An 18,892-nucleotide genomic window follows, 5' to 3' on the forward strand; every position below is an offset into this window, starting at 1 on the left:
CCTGGAACGGATCGGACCCTCTGGGTGAATCAGGAAGTCGTCAGGATGACGACGGGCTCAGCGGGCTTCAGATGGGGCGAACGTTCTGCGCCTGCAGGCCCTTGGCGCCCTTGGCGACGTCGAACTCCACCTTCTGGCCCTCCTGGAGGCTGCGGAAGCCGTCCGCCTGGATGGCGGTGTGGTGGCAGAAGAGGTCCTCGCCGCCGCCGTCCTGCATGATGAAGCCGAAGCCCTTCGCATCGTTGAACCACTTCACGGTACCGGTCGCCATTGCCTTGTTCTTCTTTCATCGCGGACAGGGAAAGTCGCCATCCGGTCCCACAGAGTTCAACCCTACAAGACGGGGCGCACACTAGGCGGCCCGCTCCACGGAAGTCCACCACCCCTCCGGAAATAGGTCCGAAAGCCTGAAAGACAGAAGGCCCGACCCGGGGGGGGATCGGACCTTCTCGGGGTGCATCACGACGTCGTCAGGCTCAGGCCGCGCGAACGTTCTGCGCCTGCAGGCCCTTGGGGCCCTTGGCGACTTCGAACTCCACCTTCTGGCCCTCGGCCAGGGTGCGGAAGCCGTCCATGTTGATGGCGGTGTGGTGGCAGAACACGTCCTCGCCGCCGCCATCCTGGGTGATGAAGCCGAAGCCCTTCGCGTCGTTGAACCACTTCACGGTACCAGTCGCCATTGCCGTTCTTCTTTCATCGCGGACAGGAAGAGTCGCCGTCCGGTCCTACAGAGTTCAACCCTACAAGACGGGCGCGAGCCTAAGCGCCCGTCCCAGGCGAAGTCCACTTCCCGTTCAGGGCCTCACCACCCGCACTTCTGGCCCTTGTTCTGCTCCTGGAGCCAGCGGCGCAGCGGCGCGAAGTACTCCAGCATCGGCGTGGCATCCATCTGGCGGGTGCCCGTCATCGCGGCCAGCGCGTCCGGCCAGGGCTTGCTCGCGCCCAGCTCCAGCATCGCCTGGAGCCGCTGACCCGCGGCCTTGTTGCCGTAGATGGAGCACTCGTTGAGGGGGCCCTGGATGCCGGCCGCCTCGCACAGCGCCTTGTGGAACTGGAACTGGAGGATCCGCGCGAGGAAGTAGCGCGTGTAGGGCACGTTGGCGGGCACGTGGTACTTGGCGCCCGCATCGAAGTCCTGCTCCGTGCGGGCCACCGGCGCGGACACGCCCTGGTACTTCGTGCGCATCGCCCACCAGCTCTTGTTGTAGTCCGCCGGCTTCACCTTGCCGCTGAACACGTCCCAGCGCCACTGGTCCACCAGCAGGCCGAAGGGCAGGAAGGCCACCTTCTCCAGCGCGTCCTTGAGCTGGAGGTTGATGACGTTCTTGTCGTTCTTCTCCACCGCGCTCAGCAGGCCCGCCTGCTGGAGGTAGGCCGGGGTGATGGAGAGCGTGAGCGCGTCGCCAATGGCCTCGTGGAAGCCGTCGTTGGCGCCGGCCTGAAAGAGGACGGGGAGCTTGTAGTAGTACGTGTAGTAGTAGTCGTGGCCCAGCTCGTGGTGGATGGTGACCAGGTCCTCCTCGGTGGGCTTGATGCACATCTTGATGCGCAGGTCGTTGTCGTACGTCACGTCCCACGCGGAGGCGTGGCAGACGACGTCGCGGTCGCGCGGCTTGGTGAACTGCGAGCGCTCCCAGAAGGTCTGCGGCAGCGGCTTGAGGCCCAGCGAGGTGAAGAACTTCTCCCCCAGCTTCACCATCTTCTCCGCGTCATAGCCCTGCTTCACCAGCGCGGAGCCCACGTCCAGGCTGGCCTGACCGGGGAACGGCTCCACCAGCGGGTAGATGTTGTTCCACTCCTGCGCCCACATGTTGCCCAGCAGGTGCGCGGGGATGGGCTTGCCCGCGGGCACCTTCGCCTCGCCGTACTGCTTCGCGAGCCGGCCGCGCACGTAGCAGTGCAGCTCGTCGTACATGGGCTTGACCTGGCCCCAGAGGCGCTGCGCCTCCTGCTCGAACTCCGCGGGCGTCATGTCGTAGGACGACCGCCACAGCGTGCCCAGGTCGCTGAAGCCGATGTCCTTCGCGCCCGCGTTGGAGAGGTCCACCAGCTGCGTGTAGAGCGGGCGCATGGGGCGGCTGATGGCGTGCCAGCCCTGCCAGGCCTCCAGCAGCTCATCCGCGTCGCGGCTCTCCGCCATCACGTCGGACAGCTCCTCCAGGTCGCGGCACTTCCCCTTGCCGTCCTTGCCGCAGTACTTGCCCTTGCCGTACAGGCCCTCCAGCTTCGCGGCGGTGGCGGCCAGCTCCGCGCGCTGGGCGGGGTTCGCCGGGGCGGGCAGCGTCTGGGACACGCGCAAGAGGTGCAGCATCCGCGCGGTGTCCGCGTCCAGCTTCAGCCCGTCGAAGCGGCGCGAATCCTTGATGGCGTTGTTGACGTAGGCCATCACCTCTTCGTTGACGGAGGCCGCGTTGCGCTCCGTGTCGTCGGTGATGTACGTGCTCTTGATCCACTCGGCGGTGGCCTGCCGGGTCCAGAGCTGCTTCAGGTCCGCGTTGAGCTTCTCGGCGAACTGCTTCGCCTCCGCGGGCGTGGCCTTCGCGGACTTGGCCGGCGGGGCCTTCGCCGCGGGAGCGGGCGTCGTCTGCGCGACCGCGGCGGGGGCCGCGAGCGACAGGGCGGCCAGGGCCGCGCGCAACAGGGACTGCGAGGTGGGGGAGCGGGTCATGGGCGCGGACACTATGGGAAGTGCCCTGCCCTCGCACCCGCGAAGTCATGGCGCCCGCGCGCCCTCGGCCCAGCGGGGATGACGCATCCGTGCATCCCGACGCAGTGCGAAAACCGCGCGCCGCCCACGTCCGCGCGCCGTGGCCGTCCGGGGAGCGGCCAGCCGCGACGGGCGAACCCTGCCGAGCTGATACAGGCAGTGACAGTTTTGCTTCATGTTGCTCGGACACACCCGGGATGCGCGGTGGCCCGCCCCCGCGGCGGCGCTGGAGCAGGCGCGCGAGTTCCTGGTGGCGTGCCGGGACCGGCACGTGCTCGTGGCCCCGCGTACGGACGTGGATGGGCTCACGTCCGGCGTGCTGATGCTGCGAGCGCTCCAGTCACTGGGAGCCCGTCCGACCGCGCGCCTGCCGGGCAAGGGGGAGGACATCCACCATCCGGCCTTCCTCGAGCGGCTGGCGGCCTCCTCGGTGGAGGCACTGGTCGTGCTGGCCATGGGCACCCGCGCCGACCCCTTGCTGCCCGGAGTGCCCACGCTCATCGTCGGCCCTCCCGCATCGGACGACGCCCCACCCGGCGCGCGAGTGCTCACCGCGCACGGCCACGAGCCCGTGGCGAGCACGAGCTTGCTGACGTACGTGTTGACGTCGTCGTTCGTCGTGCCCGGTCCGCTCGAGTGGCTGGCGGTGTTGGGGACGGTGGCGGCCCTGGGCGCGGACGCGCCGATGCCATTCCTCAAGGACGCGCTGCGACGCGCGAAGCGCACGGCCATCACGGAGTCGGTGGCCCTGCTCAACGCGGCCCGCCGTTCGAGCCGGTTCGCGGCCCCGCTGGCGATGCAGGTGTTGCTGCGCGCGGGCGGCGCCGCGGACATCGCGGAGGGGCGCGTGCCCGGCGTGGACGCGCTGCGCGACTGCCGCCTGGAGGTGCAACGCGAAGTGGCCCGGTGCGCGAGGACGCCACCGCGCTTCGCGGGCCACCAGGCGCTCCTGCTGTTCAGCTCCGAGGCGCGCGTGCACTCGCTGGTGGCGATGCGCTGGGTGCAGCGGCTGCCAGAGCACACCCTCATCGCCGCCAACACCGGCTATCTGCCGGGCAGGGTGGATTTCGTGATCAGAGGCCGCGCGCAGATGGAGCTGCCCGAGCCGCTCCGGGGCCTCGTCCCGGCAGCTCCGGGTGATGCGTTCGCGCGGGCCATACGAGGCAGCCTGCCACCCGGCGAGTTCCTGCGCCTGATGGACGCGCTGGGCTTCCGGGGGCTGAGCAGCCGGGACGTCGAGCGGCGCGGCGTGGCGCCCGGGTGACGCGGAGGCCCGTTGCGATATGACGGGGCGGATGCTCCGCGCCCTCCCCGCCCTCCTCTTCTTCTCGCTGTGCTTCGCCTGCGGTCCAACGAACGACGACCCGCCCACGCCCGGCGGCGAGGGCTGCGAGCGCTTCTCCTTCCCGCTGTCCGACTCCAGCGCGGCCAACCACGTGAGTTCATGCAGCAGCACGGGGTGCGGCAACGGGGAGAACCCGCCCAACTCCGGCATGCACTGCCCCACGTGGCTGTCGTGCCGCAGCTTCGACACGGAGCAGCCGCGCTGCTCGTGGATCCACAACCTGGAGCACGGGCACGCGGTGTTCCTCTACAACTGCCCGGATGGCTGCCCTGACGACGTCGCGAAGCTGGAGGCCGCGCAGGCCCGGGCGGCCGTGGGCAGCAACGGCGTGCGCCGAGCGCTCGTCACCCCGGACTCGCAGCTCCCCAAGCGCTTCGCCGCGCTCCTCTGGCGCCGCACGTACCTGATGGACTCCGTGGATCCGGAGGCCCTCACGTGCCTGCTCGCGCTCCAGGACGTGGACGCCAACGAACCCGGCTTGAGCTGCCCTCCATGAAACAGCTGTGACAACTGGATAAAAGGCAGACACGTCGAAATCCTCCCTGCCAGGACGGTGGGGAGGCAGCCGACCTTGCGCGCGCTGCGTTAAAGTCTCTTTAATCCGAGACACGCGCCGCCCTCGTTGCATCCGCTTCCGTGTCCTGCGCGGCGGCACTGACTCCCCCCTCATCGTCGGGGTGGCGCGTCGACATGACCGACACCGTCGACGCCCCCCTTCCGTCGTCCAGCCTGTTCGCTCGAAGCATCGCTGAGGCCTTCGAGGCGCAGGTCGCCCTTCGTCCCCAGGCCATCGCCATCCGCTGTGATGGGCAGCAGCTCACGTACGCGGAGTTGAATGCGCGAGCGAACCGGCTCGCGGGCTGGCTGAAGGCCTGGGGCGTGGGCCGGGTGCACCCACAAGTGGGCGTCTGCCTTCCCCGCTCGGTGGACCTGCTCGTGACGCTGGTGGGCATCCTCAAGGCGGGGGGCGCCTACGTGCCGCTCGATCCGGAGTACCCGTCGGAGCGGCTCGCGTACATGGCCACGAACTCGTGCGTGCGGATCATCGTCACGCACGCCGCGTTGGGGTCGCGGCTGCCCGTGGGGGACTGGCGAACGCTCTGCCTGGACACCCAGGCGGACGCGCTGGCGGACTTCAGCGACCGGACCGCTCCGTGCGACGTCGTCGAGGACGACCTCGCTTATGTCATCTTCACGTCCGGATCCACGGGGCGGCCCAAGGGCGTGTGCGTGACCCACCGGGGCGTGCTGCGGCTGGTGCTGGACCCGAACTACGGGCACCTGGGGCCGGACGAGGTGATGTTGCAGCTGGCGCCGGTGGCCTTCGACGCGTCCACGTTCGAGATCTGGGGCGCGCTGCTCAACGGCGGCTGTCTGGCGGTGTTCTCGCGGGGTGCGGCGGCGCTGGACGAGCTGGGCGACTTCCTGCGCCAGGAGCAGGTGACGACGGCGTTCCTCACCACCGGTCTGTTCAACACGCTGGTGGATCAGGGGCTGCCGGGCACGGAGCCGCTGCGGCAGCTCTACACGGGCGGCGAGGCGATGTCCCTCCCCCACGCCCGCCGGGCGCTGGAGGCCCTGCCGCGGACGCGCATCATCAACTGCTACGGCCCCACCGAGAACACCAGCTTCACGACCTGCCAGACCTTGCGCGCGCCGCTCGGCGCGGAGTCCGTGCCCATCGGACAGGCCGTCTCCGGCACGAGCGTCCACGTGCTGGACGCCGCGGGCCGCGAAGTTCCCACGGGGGTCGTGGGCGAGCTGTACACGGGCGGCAGCGGCGTCGCGTGGGGCTATTGGGAACGTCCCGACCTCACCGCGGAGAGGTTCCTACCGGATCCCTTCAGCACGGAGCCGGGCGCGCGCATGTACCGCACGGGGGACCTCACGCGGCGGCTCGACGACGGCGCGCTGGACTTCATGGGGCGCGCCGACAACCAGGTGAAGGTGCGCGGCTTCCGCATCGAGCCGGGAGAGATTGAAGCGGCGCTGCGGCTCCAGGCCTCCGTCAAGGAGGCCATCGTGCTGGTGCGCGAGGATGTGCCCGGGGACCGGCGGCTCGTGGCGTACGTCACGGCCTCCGTGCCCCTGACGGCGCCGGCGCTGCGGGCCCACCTGAAGGCGCACCTGCCCGCGCACATGCTGCCCTCGGCGATCGTCGTGCTGTCCGCGATGCCCCTCAGCGCCAGCGGCAAGGTGGAGCGCAAGGCCTTGCCGGATCCACGCGACTGCCCGGGGGCGGAGGAGGACTTCGTCGCGCCAGGGACCGAGCTGGAGCGCACCGTCGCGCGGGTCTGGTCGGACGTGCTGCGCGTGGAGGCCATCAGCGCCACCGCGAACTTCTTCGAGCTGGGCGGGCAGTCCCTCCTGGCCACGCAGGCCATCGGCCGGCTGCGCGATGCGCTCCAACGCCCCGTGGCCATGCGCTCCTTGTTCGCGAACCCCATCCTCCGGGACTTCGCCGCGGCGCTGGAGGCGGCTCCGCCGGTGACGGAGCGCTCCGAGGCCCCCCTCCTTCCGTGCACCGACGCGGCACGGGAGCAGCTGTCCTTCGCGCAGCAGCGGCTGTGGTTCCTGGACCGGTGGATGCCGGGCTCGGCGCTGTACTCGCTGCCGATGGCGTTCCGGCTGGAGGGGCCGGTGGATGCGGCCGTGTTGGAGCAGGCGCTCCAGGCCGTCGTGGACCGGCACGAAGCCCTGCGCACCACCTTCCCCGGCGAAGGCGTCGCGGTGCAGCGCGTCGCCACGCGGATGCCCGTGACGTTGGAGCGCGCGGAGACACGGACGGAGGAGGAGACCCTCGCGTGCATGCAGCGCGAGGCGGAGCGGCCCTTCGACCTCGCTCAGGGGCCGCTGTGCCGCGCGTCGCTCTTGCGTGAAGCGGAGTCGAGCCACGTCCTGGTGCTCAACCTGCACCACATCGTCTCCGACGGCTGGTCGTTCGGGCTGCTGTATCGCGAGCTGTCCGCGGAGTACCGGGCGCGGACCCTGGGAAGCACGGCGGCCCTGGAACCGCTGCCCATCCAATACCCGGACTACGCGGCGTGGCAGCGCCAGTGGCTCCAAGGCGACGTGCTCCAGCAGGAGCTGGAGTTCTGGAAGCACCAGCTCGCGGACGTGCCGCAGGTGCTGGAGCTGCCAACCGACCGGCCGCGTCCCGCCGTGCAGCGGTTCGAGGGAGACATCCATCGCTTCACGATCCCCTCGCGGCTCCACGGCGCCCTGGTGGAGCTGGCTCGCGGCGAAGGCGCCACGCTGTTCATGACCCTGCTCACGGGCTTCCAGGTCCTGCTGTCGCGCTACAGCGGCCAGCGCGACTTCGTGGTGGGCACCCCCATCGCGAACCGGACGCGCAAGGAGCTGGAAGGCCTCATCGGCTTCTTCGTCAACACGCTCCCCCTCCGCGCGCGCTTCGACGGCGCACCCTCGTTCCTCCAGCTCCTGGCCCAGGTGCGCGACCGCGCGCTGGAGGCCTATGCCCACCAGCACCTGCCCTTCGAGAAGCTGGTCGAGGCGCTCCACGTCGAACGGGATGCAAGCCGGACACCGCTCATCCAGGTGCTGTTCGCGCTCCAGAACGCCCCCACGTCGGAGCTCCAGCTCCCGCACGTCGCCGTCACCCCGCTGACGCTGAACACGCGCACGTCCAAGTTCGATCTGTTCCTCGCGCTGGAGGAGTCCGGGAACACGCTCACCGGATCGCTCGAATACGCCACGGCGCTCTTCGATGCGTCCACCATCGCGCGACTGACGGAGCACTACCTCCAGGTCCTGCGATGCTTCGTGGAGGCGCCGGGGCGCGCCACGGGGGATGCGGTCTTCCTGTCGGAGCAGGAGCGGCGACAGGTGCTGCGGGATTGGAACGCGTCGGCGCGTCCCTACCCTTCGGACCTGTCCGTCGTGGACGCCTTCGCGGTGCAGGTGGCTCAGCGGCCCCAGGCCATCGCCTTGAGCCATGGCGCCGTGGCGCTCTCCTACGCGGAGCTGGATGCACGGGCGGAGCGGCTGGCCCGGCAGCTGCGGGGGCTCGGGGTCGGACGGCGCACGCCGCAGGTGGGGGTCTGCCTGCCGCGCTCCATCGACCTCATCGTGTCGCTCCTCGCCATCCTCAAGGCAGGCGGTGCCTATGTGCCGCTGGATCCGGAGCACCCCACCGAACGCCTCGCGTTCATGGCCCGGGATGCGCGGCTGGTCGCCATCGTCACGCAGGAAGCGCTCGCGGCCGGATTGCCACCGGGCCCCTGGACGTCCGTGTGCATGGACACTCCCTGGGAGGACACCCCGGGCCCGTCCGCGCCCGCCGCGGTGGCGCCGGTCGACCTGGCGCACGTCATCTACACGTCGGGCTCCACGGGCCAGCCGAAGGGCGTGTGCATCCCGCATCAGGGCGTCGTGCGGCTGGTGCTCAACCCCGACTACATGCGGCTCGCGCCCGGCGACCGGATGGCGCAGTCCACGACCATCGCGTTCGACCTCTCCACGCTGGAGATCTGGGGCGCGCTGCTCAACGGCGCCACGCTGGTCCTGTTCTCCAAGGACGAGATCATCGACCCGGACGTGCTGGCGGTCCGGCTCCAGGAAGAGCGCATCACGCACATGGTGCTGGCCACGGCCCTGTTCAACCACGTGGCGCGCTCGCGTCCGGAGGCCTTCCGTGACCTGTCGTGGATGATCTTCGGCGGCGAGGCCGCGGACGTCACCAGCGTCAACGCGGTCCTCACGCAGGGCGGGCCCGCGGCGCTGATCAACGGCTACGGCCCCACGGAGAACACGTCATTCAGCACGTGGCATCGCGTGCCGCACGCGGGCGTCGACTCGGTGCCTATCGGGGGACCGCTCGCCAACAGCACGGCCTATGTGCTCGATGCCCGGCTCCAGCTGGTTCCGCCGGGTGTCGTGGGCGAGCTGTTCGTGGGCGGCGACGGGCTGGCGCTCGGGTACTGGGACCGTCCGGGCCTCACCGCGGAGAAGTTCGTTCCCCACCCGTTCAGCGACACGCACGGCGCGCGGCTCTACCGCACCGGTGATCTGGTCCGGCAGCGCCGGGATGGCGTCCTGGAGTACGTCGGTCGCCGCGACCATCAGGTCAAGCTGCGCGGCTTCCGCATCGAACTGGGCGAAGTGGAAGCGGCCTTGCTTCAGCACCCCGCCGTCCGCGAAGCCCTGGTCCTGCTGCGCGAGGACAGCCCTGGCGACCGCAGGCTCGTCGCCTATGTGGCGACGGACGTCCTTGCCTCGGCGCTCCGCGACTTCCTCCAGGCCCGGCTGCCGAGCCACATGGTGCCCGCCGCGTTCGTGGTGATGGCATCGCTGCCCCTCACGCCCAACGGGAAGATCGACCGGCGTGCGTTGCCCGCTACTGAAGCGCCCTCCTCCGACGCGGAGGGGTTCATCGCGCCCAGGACTCCGCTCGAGGCCCGGGTGGCGGAGATCTGGTCCTCCGTCCTGGGAGGCCGCGAGGTGGGGGCGCACTCCCACTTCTTCGACCTGGGCGGCCATTCCCTGCTGGCCACGCAGGTGGTGTCGCGCGTTCGCGATGCGCTGGGCGTGGCCCTCCCCGTCCGCGCGATCTTCGAAGCGCCACGGCTGGAGGCGTTCGTCCGGATCGTGGAAGGACTGCTCGCGGCGGGAGACACGGGGGATGCCTCGCGGATCCCCGTGCTGCCTCGCGGCGATGAAGCGCTGCCGCTGTCCTTCGCGCAGGAGCGGCTGTGGTTCCTCGGCCGGCTCCATGACGCACCCGGCGTTTACAACATGCCCATGGCCCTGCGCCTGGACGGTCCCCTGGACGTCCCGGTGCTGCGCGCCAGCCTGGAAGCCATCCTCCTGCGGCATGAGGCCCTGCGCACCACGTTCCCGGACGGCGACAGCCCCACGCAGCACATCGACGGCCAGCCGAACCTCACGCTGGAGATCCAGAGCCTCGACGCGAGCGGACCGGACGATGCACGGGTCCAGGCACGCTTGAACCAGGAGGCGGTACGCGCCTTCGACATCGCACGGGGGCCCTTGTTCCGGGCGCTCCTGCTCCAGCTCGAAGGCCCGTGCTCGGTGTTGGTGCTCAACCTGCATCACATCGTGTCCGACGGTTGGTCCCTGGGCGTGCTGTACCGCGAGCTGTCCGAGGAGTACCGCGCCCGCCTCCAGGGCACCGAACCAGACCTGTCCCCGCTGCCATTGCAGTACGCGGACTACGCGGCGTGGCAGCGCCAGTGGCTCCAGGGCGACGTGCTCCAGCGGCAGCTCGACTTCTGGAAGGCGCAGATCGCCGACGCGCCCCATGTTCTGGAGCTGCCCACGGACCGAGCCCGTCCCGCGGTGCAGCGGTTCGAGGGAGCGACCTTCCGCTTCACCTTGCCTGCGCCCCTCCGCAAGGCGCTGGAGGCCGTGGCACGCCAGGAAGGGGCCACGCTCTTCATGGCGCTGATGGCGGGCTTCCAGCTCCTGCTGTCCCGCTACAGCGGCCAGCGCGACTTCATCGTCGGCACCCCCATCGCCAACCGCACCCGCCAGGAGCTGGAAGGCCTCATCGGCTTCTTCGTCAACACGCTCCCGCTTCGCGCACAGCTCCGCGACGGTGCCTCGTTCCGCGAAGTGCTTCGACAGGTGCGCGACCGGGCCCTGGGCGCCTACGCGCATCAGGAGCTTCCCTTTGAAAAGCTCGTCGAGGAGCTGCACGTCGAGCGCGCGCTGAGTCACGGCCCGCTGGTCCAGGTGATGTTCGCCCTCCAGAACGCACCCGGGACGCTGCCGCGACTTTCCGGCCTCCAGGTGCAGGCACTGGAGCTACCGCTCCAGACCTCCAAGTTCGACCTCAGCCTGATGCTGGAGGAGACGGACGACGGCCTGTCATGTGCCCTCGAGTACGCGACCGCGCTGTTCGAGCCGGGCACCATCGAGCGCATGGCCCGCCACCTTCACCGCCTGCTCGAGGGCGCGACCGGCCAGCCGGACGTCGCCATCAACGCCCTGCCCTGGCTCTCCGAAGCCGAGCGGCATCAGGTCCTCTTCACCTGGAATGAGACCGCCCGGTCCTATCCGCGCGAAGCCTCCCTCGGTCGGGCCTTCCAGGCGCAGGTGGCGGCACGCCCCGACGCCATCGCCGTGCGCCACGGAGCCCAGGCCCTCACCTACGCGGAGCTGGACGCTCGCGCCAACCCGCTCGCGTGGGCCCTCAAGGCCCGAGGCGTCGGGCGCGACGCGCCTCGGGTGGGCGTGTGCCTGCCACGCTCCATCGACCTCATCGTGTCGCTCATCGCCATCCTCAAGGCGGGCGGAGCCTATGTCCCGCTGGATCCGGACTACCCCTCCGAACGCCTCGCCTTCATGGCCACGGATGCGCGGCTCGTCACGGTCATCACCGACGCGGCGCACGCGGCTCACGTTCCCGTGGGAGCATGGACGGTCCTGGATGCGCGGTCTCCGGAGCTGGAGGACCATGGCCGGCACGCACCGCCGGACGAAGGCACCGGCGATGACCTGGCGCACATCATCTACACGTCGGGCTCCACGGGCCGCCCCAAGGGCGTCTGCATCCCGCACCGGGGCGTGGCCCGTCTGGTGCTCGACCCTGACTTCATCCAGCTTCGTCCCGATGATCGCGTGGCCCAGACCTCGACGGTCGCCTTCGACGCGTCGACGTTCGAGCTGTGGAGCGCGCTGCTCAACGGCGCCACGCTGGTCCTGCTATCCAAGGAAGAGGTCATCGATCCGCCCGTGCTCGCGAAGCGGGTCCGGGAGGAGGGCATCACGGTCCTCTTCCTGACCACGGCGCTCCTCAATCACGTCGCGCGCACGGACCCCTCCCTCCTGAAGGGGCTGCGCTGGCTGCTCTTCGGTGGAGAAGCCGCGGACCCGGCCTGCGTGCGCGCGCTGCTCTCCCACAGCGCTCCCGGCCACCTCGTGCATGCCTACGGGCCCACGGAGAACTCGGCGTACAGCACGTGGTTCTCACCGACGCGGATCGAACCCGATGCGGTGGCGGTGCCCATCGGACGGCCTGTCTCCAACAGCACCGCCTACGTGCTCGACTCCCAGCTTCACCCCGTCGCGCCCGGCATCGTCGGCGAGCTCTTCGTCGGCGGCGACGGCCTCGCCTGGGGCTACTGGGAGCGACCGGACCTCACCGCCCTCTCCTTCATCCCACACCCCTTCTCCTCCTCCCCTGGCTCCCGCCTCTACCGCACAGGCGACCTCGTTCGGCAGCGCCTCGACGGCTCCTTCGTCTTCGTCGGGCGCCGCGACCACCAGGTCAAGGTCCGCGGCTTCCGCATCGAGCCCGGTGAAATCGAAGCCGTCCTCCGCCTTCACCCCTCCGTCCGCGAAGCCCTCGTCCTCGTCCGCGAGGACTCTCCGGGCGACAAGCGCCTCGCCGCCTACGTCACCTTCCGCGACTCCCTCTCCGCCTCCGACCTGCGCTCCCATGTCCAGGGCCTCCTGCCCTCTCACATGGTCCCCTCCTCCTTCGTGCTCCTCGACGCACTGCCGATGACGCCCAATGGGAAGGTGGACCGTCACGCCCTGCCACGTCCGGTGGCCGAGGATGAACGGCCGTCGAGGACGCTGACCGCGCTGGAGCAGGTGTTGAGCGCCATCTGGTGCGCGGTGCTGAACCTCGCGCATGTCCGCGTCGACGCGAACTTCTTCGACCTGGGCGGGCACTCGCTGCTGGCCACGCAGATCGTCTCCCGGATCTCGCAGGTGCTGGGCGTCCCCGTCCCCGTGCGGACCCTCTTCGAGTTCCCCACCATCGAGACCCTGGCGGCGGCCCTGGAGGCACGGACCCAGGACACGTCCCTCCCCGCCGCCCCCGCGCTCCAGGCCCTTCGCCGTGAAGGCCCGCCGCCGCTGTCATTCGCACAGGAGCGGCTCTGGTTCCTGAATCAGTTCCACGCGGATCGCGCCGCCTACAACATGCCCATGGCCCTGCGGCTGGAAGGCACGCTGGAGGTGGAGATCCTGGAGCAGTCCCTCCAGGCGCTCGTGGACCGGCACGAATCCCTGCGCACCGTGTTCCCGGGGGAAGGGGTTCCCGTGCAGCACGTCGTGCCCCGGCTGCCGGTGTCCCTGCGTCGAGTCGAAGCCCTCTCGCGCGACGCGGCCGAGGCCCTGTTGCGCCAGGAGGCCGTCACGCCCTTCGACCTCGCGGAAGGCCCCCTGTTCCGCGCGCTGCTGGTGCGCGAGGACGCGCGTCACCACGTGCTGCTGCTCAACCTGCATCACATCGTGTCCGACGGCTGGTCCCTGGGCGTGATGTACCGCGAGCTGTCCGCCGAATATCAGGCGCGTCACGCGGGACGCCCTTCCAGCCTCGCCCCCCTCCCCGTGCAATACGCGGACTACGCGGCGTGGCAGCGCCAGTGGCTCCAGGGGGACGTGCTCCAGCGGCAGCTCGATTTCTGGAAGCAGCAGCTCGCGGACGCGCCCCATGTGCTGGAGCTTCCGACCGACCGCCCCCGTCCCGCCGTGCAGCAGTTCGCGGGCGCCACCCATGACTTCACCGTTCCGCGAAGCGTGCGCGAGTCCCTGACGGCGCTGGGCCGCCAGGAAGGGGCCACGCTCTTCATGACGTTGATGGCGGGCTTCCAGCTCCTGCTGTCCCGCTACAGCGGCCAGCGCGACTTCATCGTCGGCACGCCCATCGCCAACCGCACCCGCGAGGAGCTGGAAGGCCTCATCGGCTTCTTCGTCAACACGCTCCCGCTTCGCGCACAGCTCCGCGACGGTGCCTCCTTCCGCGAAGTGCTTCGACAGGTGCGCGACCGGGCCCTGGGCGCCTACGCGCATCAGGAGCTTCCCTTTGAAAAGCTCGTCGAGGAGCTGCACGTCGAGCGCGCGCTGAGTCACGGCCCGCTGATCCAGGTGATGTTCGCCCTCCAGAACACACCGGGCGCTCCGCCCCAGCTCCCTGGCCTCCAGGTACAGGCGATGGAGCTTCAGACCCCCACCTCCAAGTTCGACCTCACGCTCGCCCTGACCGAGGGACCGGAGGACCTGTGCGGCACGTTCGAATACGCGACCGCGCTGTTCGAGCCGCGCACCATCGAGCGGATGACCGGCCACTTCCTGCGCCTGCTCGAGAGCGCCCTTGGCCAGCCCGACACCGCCGTCCATGCCCTGCCCTGGCTCTTCGAGGAGGAGCGCCAGCAGGTCCTGTCCGAATGGAATGTCACCGCCCGGCCCTATCCATGGGACGTGTCGATGGTGCAAGCGTTCGAAGCGACGGTGACCGCGCGTCCGGATGCCCTCGCCGTGCGCCACGGCGCCCAGGTGCTCACCTACGCGGAGCTGGACGCTCGCGCCAACCGCCTCGCGTGGGCCCTCAAGGCCCAGGGCGTCGGGCGTGATGCGCCCCGCGTCGGCATCTGCCTGCCGCGCTCCGTGGACCTCATCGTGTCGCTCGTCGCCATCCTCAAGGCGGGGGGCGCCTACGTGCCGCTGGATCCGGACTACCCCGCGGATCGCCTCGCCTTCATGACCCAGGATGCGCGGCTGCACCGGATCATCACGGACACGGCCCTCTCCGCCCGGTTCCCCGAGGAGGGAGTCGGCTGCATTCGCGTCGATGCGCTGGAGTCCACCGCTGACGAGGGCTCGCCGTACGACGCGACCGGCTTCCATCCCGCCGAGCCCGCCTACGTCATCTACACGTCCGGCTCCACGGGGCGCCCCAAGGGCGTCTGCGTTCCGCACCAGGCCGTCATGCGGCTCGTGATGGATGCCGACTACATCGCCTTCGGTCCGGAGGACCGGGTGGCTCAGGCGGCGACGGTCTCCTTCGACGCCTCGACCTTCGAGGTGTGGGGCGCGCTGCTCAATGGCGCCGCGCTCGTCCTGTTCTCCAAGGAGGAGATCATCGACCCCGCGACGCTCGCGCGGGGCCTGCACGAGGAGCGCATCACCGCGATGTTCCTCACCACGGCGCTCTTCAACCACGTCGCGCGGATGGAGCCCACGGCCTTCAATGGCCTGACCACGCTCCTCTTCGGCGGGGAGGCCGTGGATCCGGCCTGCGTCAACCGGCTGCTCGCGCATGGGGGGCCCCGCAGGTTGCTGCACGTCTATGGCCCCACGGAGAACACCACGTTCAGCACCTGGCACCCCGTCACGGCGCCCGTCACCGACACGGTGCCCATCGGACGGCCTGTCTCCAACAGCACCGCCTACGTGCTCGACTCCCAGCTTCACCCCGTCGCGCCCGGCATCGTCGGCGAGCTCTTCGTCGGCGGCGACGGCCTCGCCTGGGGCTACTGGGAGCGACCGGACCTCACCGCCCTCTCCTTCATCCCACACCCCTTCTCCTCCTCCCCTGGCTCCCGCCTCTACCGCACAGGCGACCTCGTTCGGCAGCGCCTCGACGGCTCCTTCGTCTTCGTCGGGCGCCGCGACCACCAGGTCAAGGTCCGCGGCTTCCGCATCGAGCCCGGTGAAATCGAAGCCGTCCTCCGCCTTCACCCCTCCGTCCGCGAAGCCCTCGTCCTCGTCCGCGAGGACTCTCCGGGCGACAAGCGCCTCGCCGCCTACGTCACCTTCCGCGACTCCCTCTCCGCCTCCGACCTGCGCTCCCATGTCCAGGGCCTCTTGCCCTCTCACATGGTCCCTTCCTCCTTCGTGCTCCTCGACGCGATGCCGCTCAACGCGAACGGCAAGGTGGACCGCCGGGCACTGCCCCGCCCGTCGGACGCCGCGGACCTGGACGACCCCGGCGTGATGCCTCGCACGCCCCTGGAGCAGCTGCTGGCGGACGTGTGGGCGGAGATCCTGGGGCGCACGCCCATCAGCGTCACCGCGAGCTTCTTCGACCTGGGCGGACATTCGCTGCTCGCGGCGCAGCTCGTGTCCAAGCTGTCGGAGCACTTCCCCTTCAAGATCCCCCTCCAGGTCCTCTTCCAGAGCCCGACGGTGGAGGCGCTCGCCCAGTGGATCCAGGCGAAGCTCACCCCGGATGCGGCCGGTCCCCAGGGGCCGGTCCTTCCTGAAGGGATCGTGCGACTCCAGCAGGGGCGCGCGGAGCTCCCGCCGCTGTGGTGCATGCACCCGGTGGGCGGCACGGTGTTCTGCTACCAGGACCTGGTGCGCGCGCTCGGCCCCGACCGCACGGTCTACGGCTTCCAGGCACCGGGCGTGAACGGCGAGTGCCCGCCGCTGGCGAGCATCGAAGCGCTCGCGTCGCACCATCTGGGCGCCATGCTCCAGTGGCAGCCTCAGGGGCCCTACTACCTCGTGGGCCTCTCCATGGGCGGCACCATCGTCTACGAGATGGCCCAGCGTCTGCGTGACCTGGGCATGCCCCCGGACCTGCTCGTCTTCCTGGACACCCCCGGCCCCGGCCAGATGCCCACCCGCTTCGAGGACGACGCCGCGCTGCTCGCGGCCATGTTCGGAGAAGACACGCCGACGCTCGCCCAGCACCTGCGTTCGCTGCCGCCGCATGAGCAGATGAAGGAGGTGCTGCGTCAGGCCCGCGAGGGCGCGACCGTGCCGGACACCTACTCACTCCGCGACCTGGAGATCTTCCTGGACGTCTGGAAGTCGCACATGCGGGCCCTCTTCACCTACGCGCCCGTCCCCTACGAAGGACGGGCCACGTATCTCAAGGCCCAGGTTCACGTGCCACCGCACCCGCTGCATCCCGAGCAGCCCTGGCAGCAGCTCGTGCTGCATGGACTGGAAGTGCTCCCGGTGCCCGGCAACCACCAGACGATGATCGAACCGCCCCAGGTCGACACCATGGCGCGGCATCTGATTGCGTGCATGCGCCGCATCGAGGACGCCGCGTCCGCGAGCCCGAGTTCGGCCGCATGACCGGAGCCTGAAGCGACGTCCGCCGGGTGGGTGAGCCGGCGGACGCGCTCATGGCCGGTGAGCGGGCGGACAGGAGGCACTCGCGAGCGAAGCGGAAGGGAAGAGAGGGGCGGAGCGTACTAGCGCTTCCATGACCAACACCATTCGACATGCCTTCTCGGCGCTGCTGACGCTGACGTGTCTTGGGGCGTTGTCCGCCCAGGCCGCAACCGGTGTGCAGGGCCCCGTTCCCCCGGCCTTCCAGGACCGCTTCATGGTGGGCCTCTTCGAAGAGGCCGGCCAGAGCTGGATGCGCGACAGCAACGTCCCGTGGGACGCGCGCTATCGCTACTTCACCAAGGGCTGGGCGGACAACTGGGGCTACGGCGCCCACGATGGAAGCTGGGCCGCTGGCTTCTTCACCGAGACCCAGGCGCAGGGCTTCGTCCCCGTCGTCACGTACTACCAGCTGTTCGGTGAGCCGGGCGGCGGCGAGCAGGAGACGTTGGCGAAGCTGCGGAACGCCAGCACCATGCGGAGCTACTTCGAGGACGTGAAGCTGCTGCTCCAACGCGCGAAGGCCTTTGGCGGCCCCGTCATCGTGCACGTCGAGCCGGACGTGGTTGGCCTCCTCCAGTCCCAGACGAACGCCAACCCCAACGCCGCCGCGGCCATCGCCTCCTCCGGCATGCCGGAGCTCACGGGCCTGCCCAACACCGTCGCGGGCTGGAGTCTGGCGTTCCTCCAGCTGCGCAAGGCAGTGGGCGCGAACAACGTCGTGCTGGGCCTCCACATCTCCGCCTGGGCCAGCGGCAAGGACATCGCCTTCAACTCGCTCACGGATCCGCTCCAGCCGGAGGTGGACAAGGTCGCCGCCTTCGTCAACCCGTTGGGCCTCGCCGCCAACAGCACGGGCGCCACCTACGACGTGCTCGTGGGCGACCCGCTGGACCGCGACGCGGACTTCTATCGCCTCACGCAGGGCGCGGATCATTCGTGGGACATGAGCGACACGGCGTCACTCACGTCGCGCTCCTACAACCGCTATGCGGAGTGGCTGCGCCTCTTCAACCAGACCACCGGCAAGCGCTGGGTGCTGTGGCAGATCCCCCTGGGCAACTCCCATCACCTCAACATCAACAACAGCGGCGGGCCGCGCCAGGGATACAAAGACAACCGCACCGAATACTTCTTCGGCGCGAGCGGTGACACCCACCGGCGCAAGTTCGCCAACGTGGGCGTCGTCGCCCTGTTGTACGGCGCGGGCGCGGGCGGGCAGAGCTCCTACCAGAACGACCTCGCCACCGACGGGCAGCCCTACCTGAAGCAGCGCGCGGGCACGTTCCTCAACGCAGGCGGCCTGCGCCTGCCCGCGGCAGGGACCACCCTTCCTCCTTCGGGCGGGGAGGGCTCTTCAGACGGCGGCACCGGCGACGCCGGTACTCCGCCGGTCGACGCGGGCACCGACGGAGGCGTGGACGGCGGCACGCGGCCGGATGCGGGCACCGACGGAGGCAGCGGCACCTCCGATGCGGGCACGCCAGCGGATCCGTCGAAGTACGGCTTCGAATCCAGCACCCAGGGCTGGGCCGCGAGCGGAGCCGTCCTGTCGTCCGTCAGCACCAGCGCGTCACAAGCCTTCGCGGGGACCCGGTCGCTGGCCGTGCCCTTCAACGGCACGTCCGGCAAGGGCACGGTCGCGGTCGCCAACGCGGCCGTGCCCTCCGGCACGACGGTGACGTTCCGACTGTGGCTGCCCACCGGCAGCAAGCTCACCGGCGTCCAGCCCTACGCCCTGGAAGGCGCGGCCGCGGACTGGCGCTGGACGGGCAACTGGGTCGCCGCCAGCAGCCTCAAGTCCGGCGCCTGGAACACCATCACCGTGAAGCTGCCCTCTGGCTCGACCCAACCGCTGTACCAATTGGGCGTGGAGTTCCAGGCGAGTGGTGGCTGGACGGGAACGGCCTACCTCGACGCCGTTAGCTGGTAGTCCAAGGAGTTTGTGGTTCCTCGGGTGCGTGCATGCACCCGAGGGACCGGCATAGGGTTGCGCGGCC

Annotated in this window: 7 protein-coding genes; 4 read left to right on the forward strand and 3 right to left on the reverse strand. The window is 70.0% G+C overall.

Going from position 1 to position 18,892, the window contains the following annotated elements; translation table 11 throughout:
• Positions 1-67: 67 nt before the first annotated feature.
• From GTY96_RS09110 to GTY96_RS09120, 3 genes are all read right to left on the reverse strand, one after another.
• On the reverse strand, positions 68-271 hold the full coding sequence (locus GTY96_RS09110; protein WP_143900590.1) for a cold-shock protein: 204 nt from the start codon (positions 269-271) through the stop codon (positions 68-70).
• A gap of 205 nt (positions 272-476) precedes the next feature.
• Entirely contained in the window at positions 477-680 is a 204-nt protein-coding gene (locus GTY96_RS09115; protein ID WP_143900591.1) for a cold-shock protein, read from the reverse strand.
• A 122-nt stretch (positions 681-802) separates the two neighbouring features.
• Positions 803-2,668, reverse strand: coding sequence for a M2 family metallopeptidase (locus GTY96_RS09120; RefSeq protein WP_143900593.1), 1,866 nt, complete (start codon positions 2,666-2,668; stop codon positions 803-805).
• Positions 2,669-2,882: 214 nt separating this feature from the next.
• On the opposite strand from GTY96_RS09120, the gene GTY96_RS09125 reads away from it, so the two are divergent.
• From GTY96_RS09125 to GTY96_RS09140, 4 genes are all read left to right on the forward strand, one after another.
• Complete coding sequence (locus tag GTY96_RS09125) at positions 2,883-3,971, forward strand: hypothetical protein (protein ID WP_161664490.1); 1,089 nt, start codon at positions 2,883-2,885, stop codon at positions 3,969-3,971.
• 31 nt (positions 3,972-4,002) lie between these two features.
• Positions 4,003-4,548 (forward strand): DUF3105 domain-containing protein, encoded by a 546-nt coding sequence (locus tag GTY96_RS09130; RefSeq protein WP_235685495.1) that lies wholly within the window; start codon positions 4,003-4,005, stop codon positions 4,546-4,548.
• 194 nt (positions 4,549-4,742) lie between these two features.
• On the forward strand, positions 4,743-16,856 hold the full coding sequence (locus GTY96_RS09135) for a non-ribosomal peptide synthetase (protein ID WP_161664492.1): 12,114 nt from the start codon (positions 4,743-4,745) through the stop codon (positions 16,854-16,856).
• A gap of 130 nt (positions 16,857-16,986) precedes the next feature.
• A complete protein-coding gene (locus tag GTY96_RS09140) occupies positions 16,987-18,825 on the forward strand; it encodes a hypothetical protein (RefSeq protein ID WP_161664493.1) in 1,839 nt (612 codons plus the stop codon).
• The last annotated feature ends 67 nt before the right edge of the window (positions 18,826-18,892 follow it).

The organism is Corallococcus silvisoli (assembly GCF_009909145.1).
Classification (GTDB): Bacteria; Myxococcota; Myxococcia; order Myxococcales; family Myxococcaceae; genus Corallococcus; species Corallococcus silvisoli.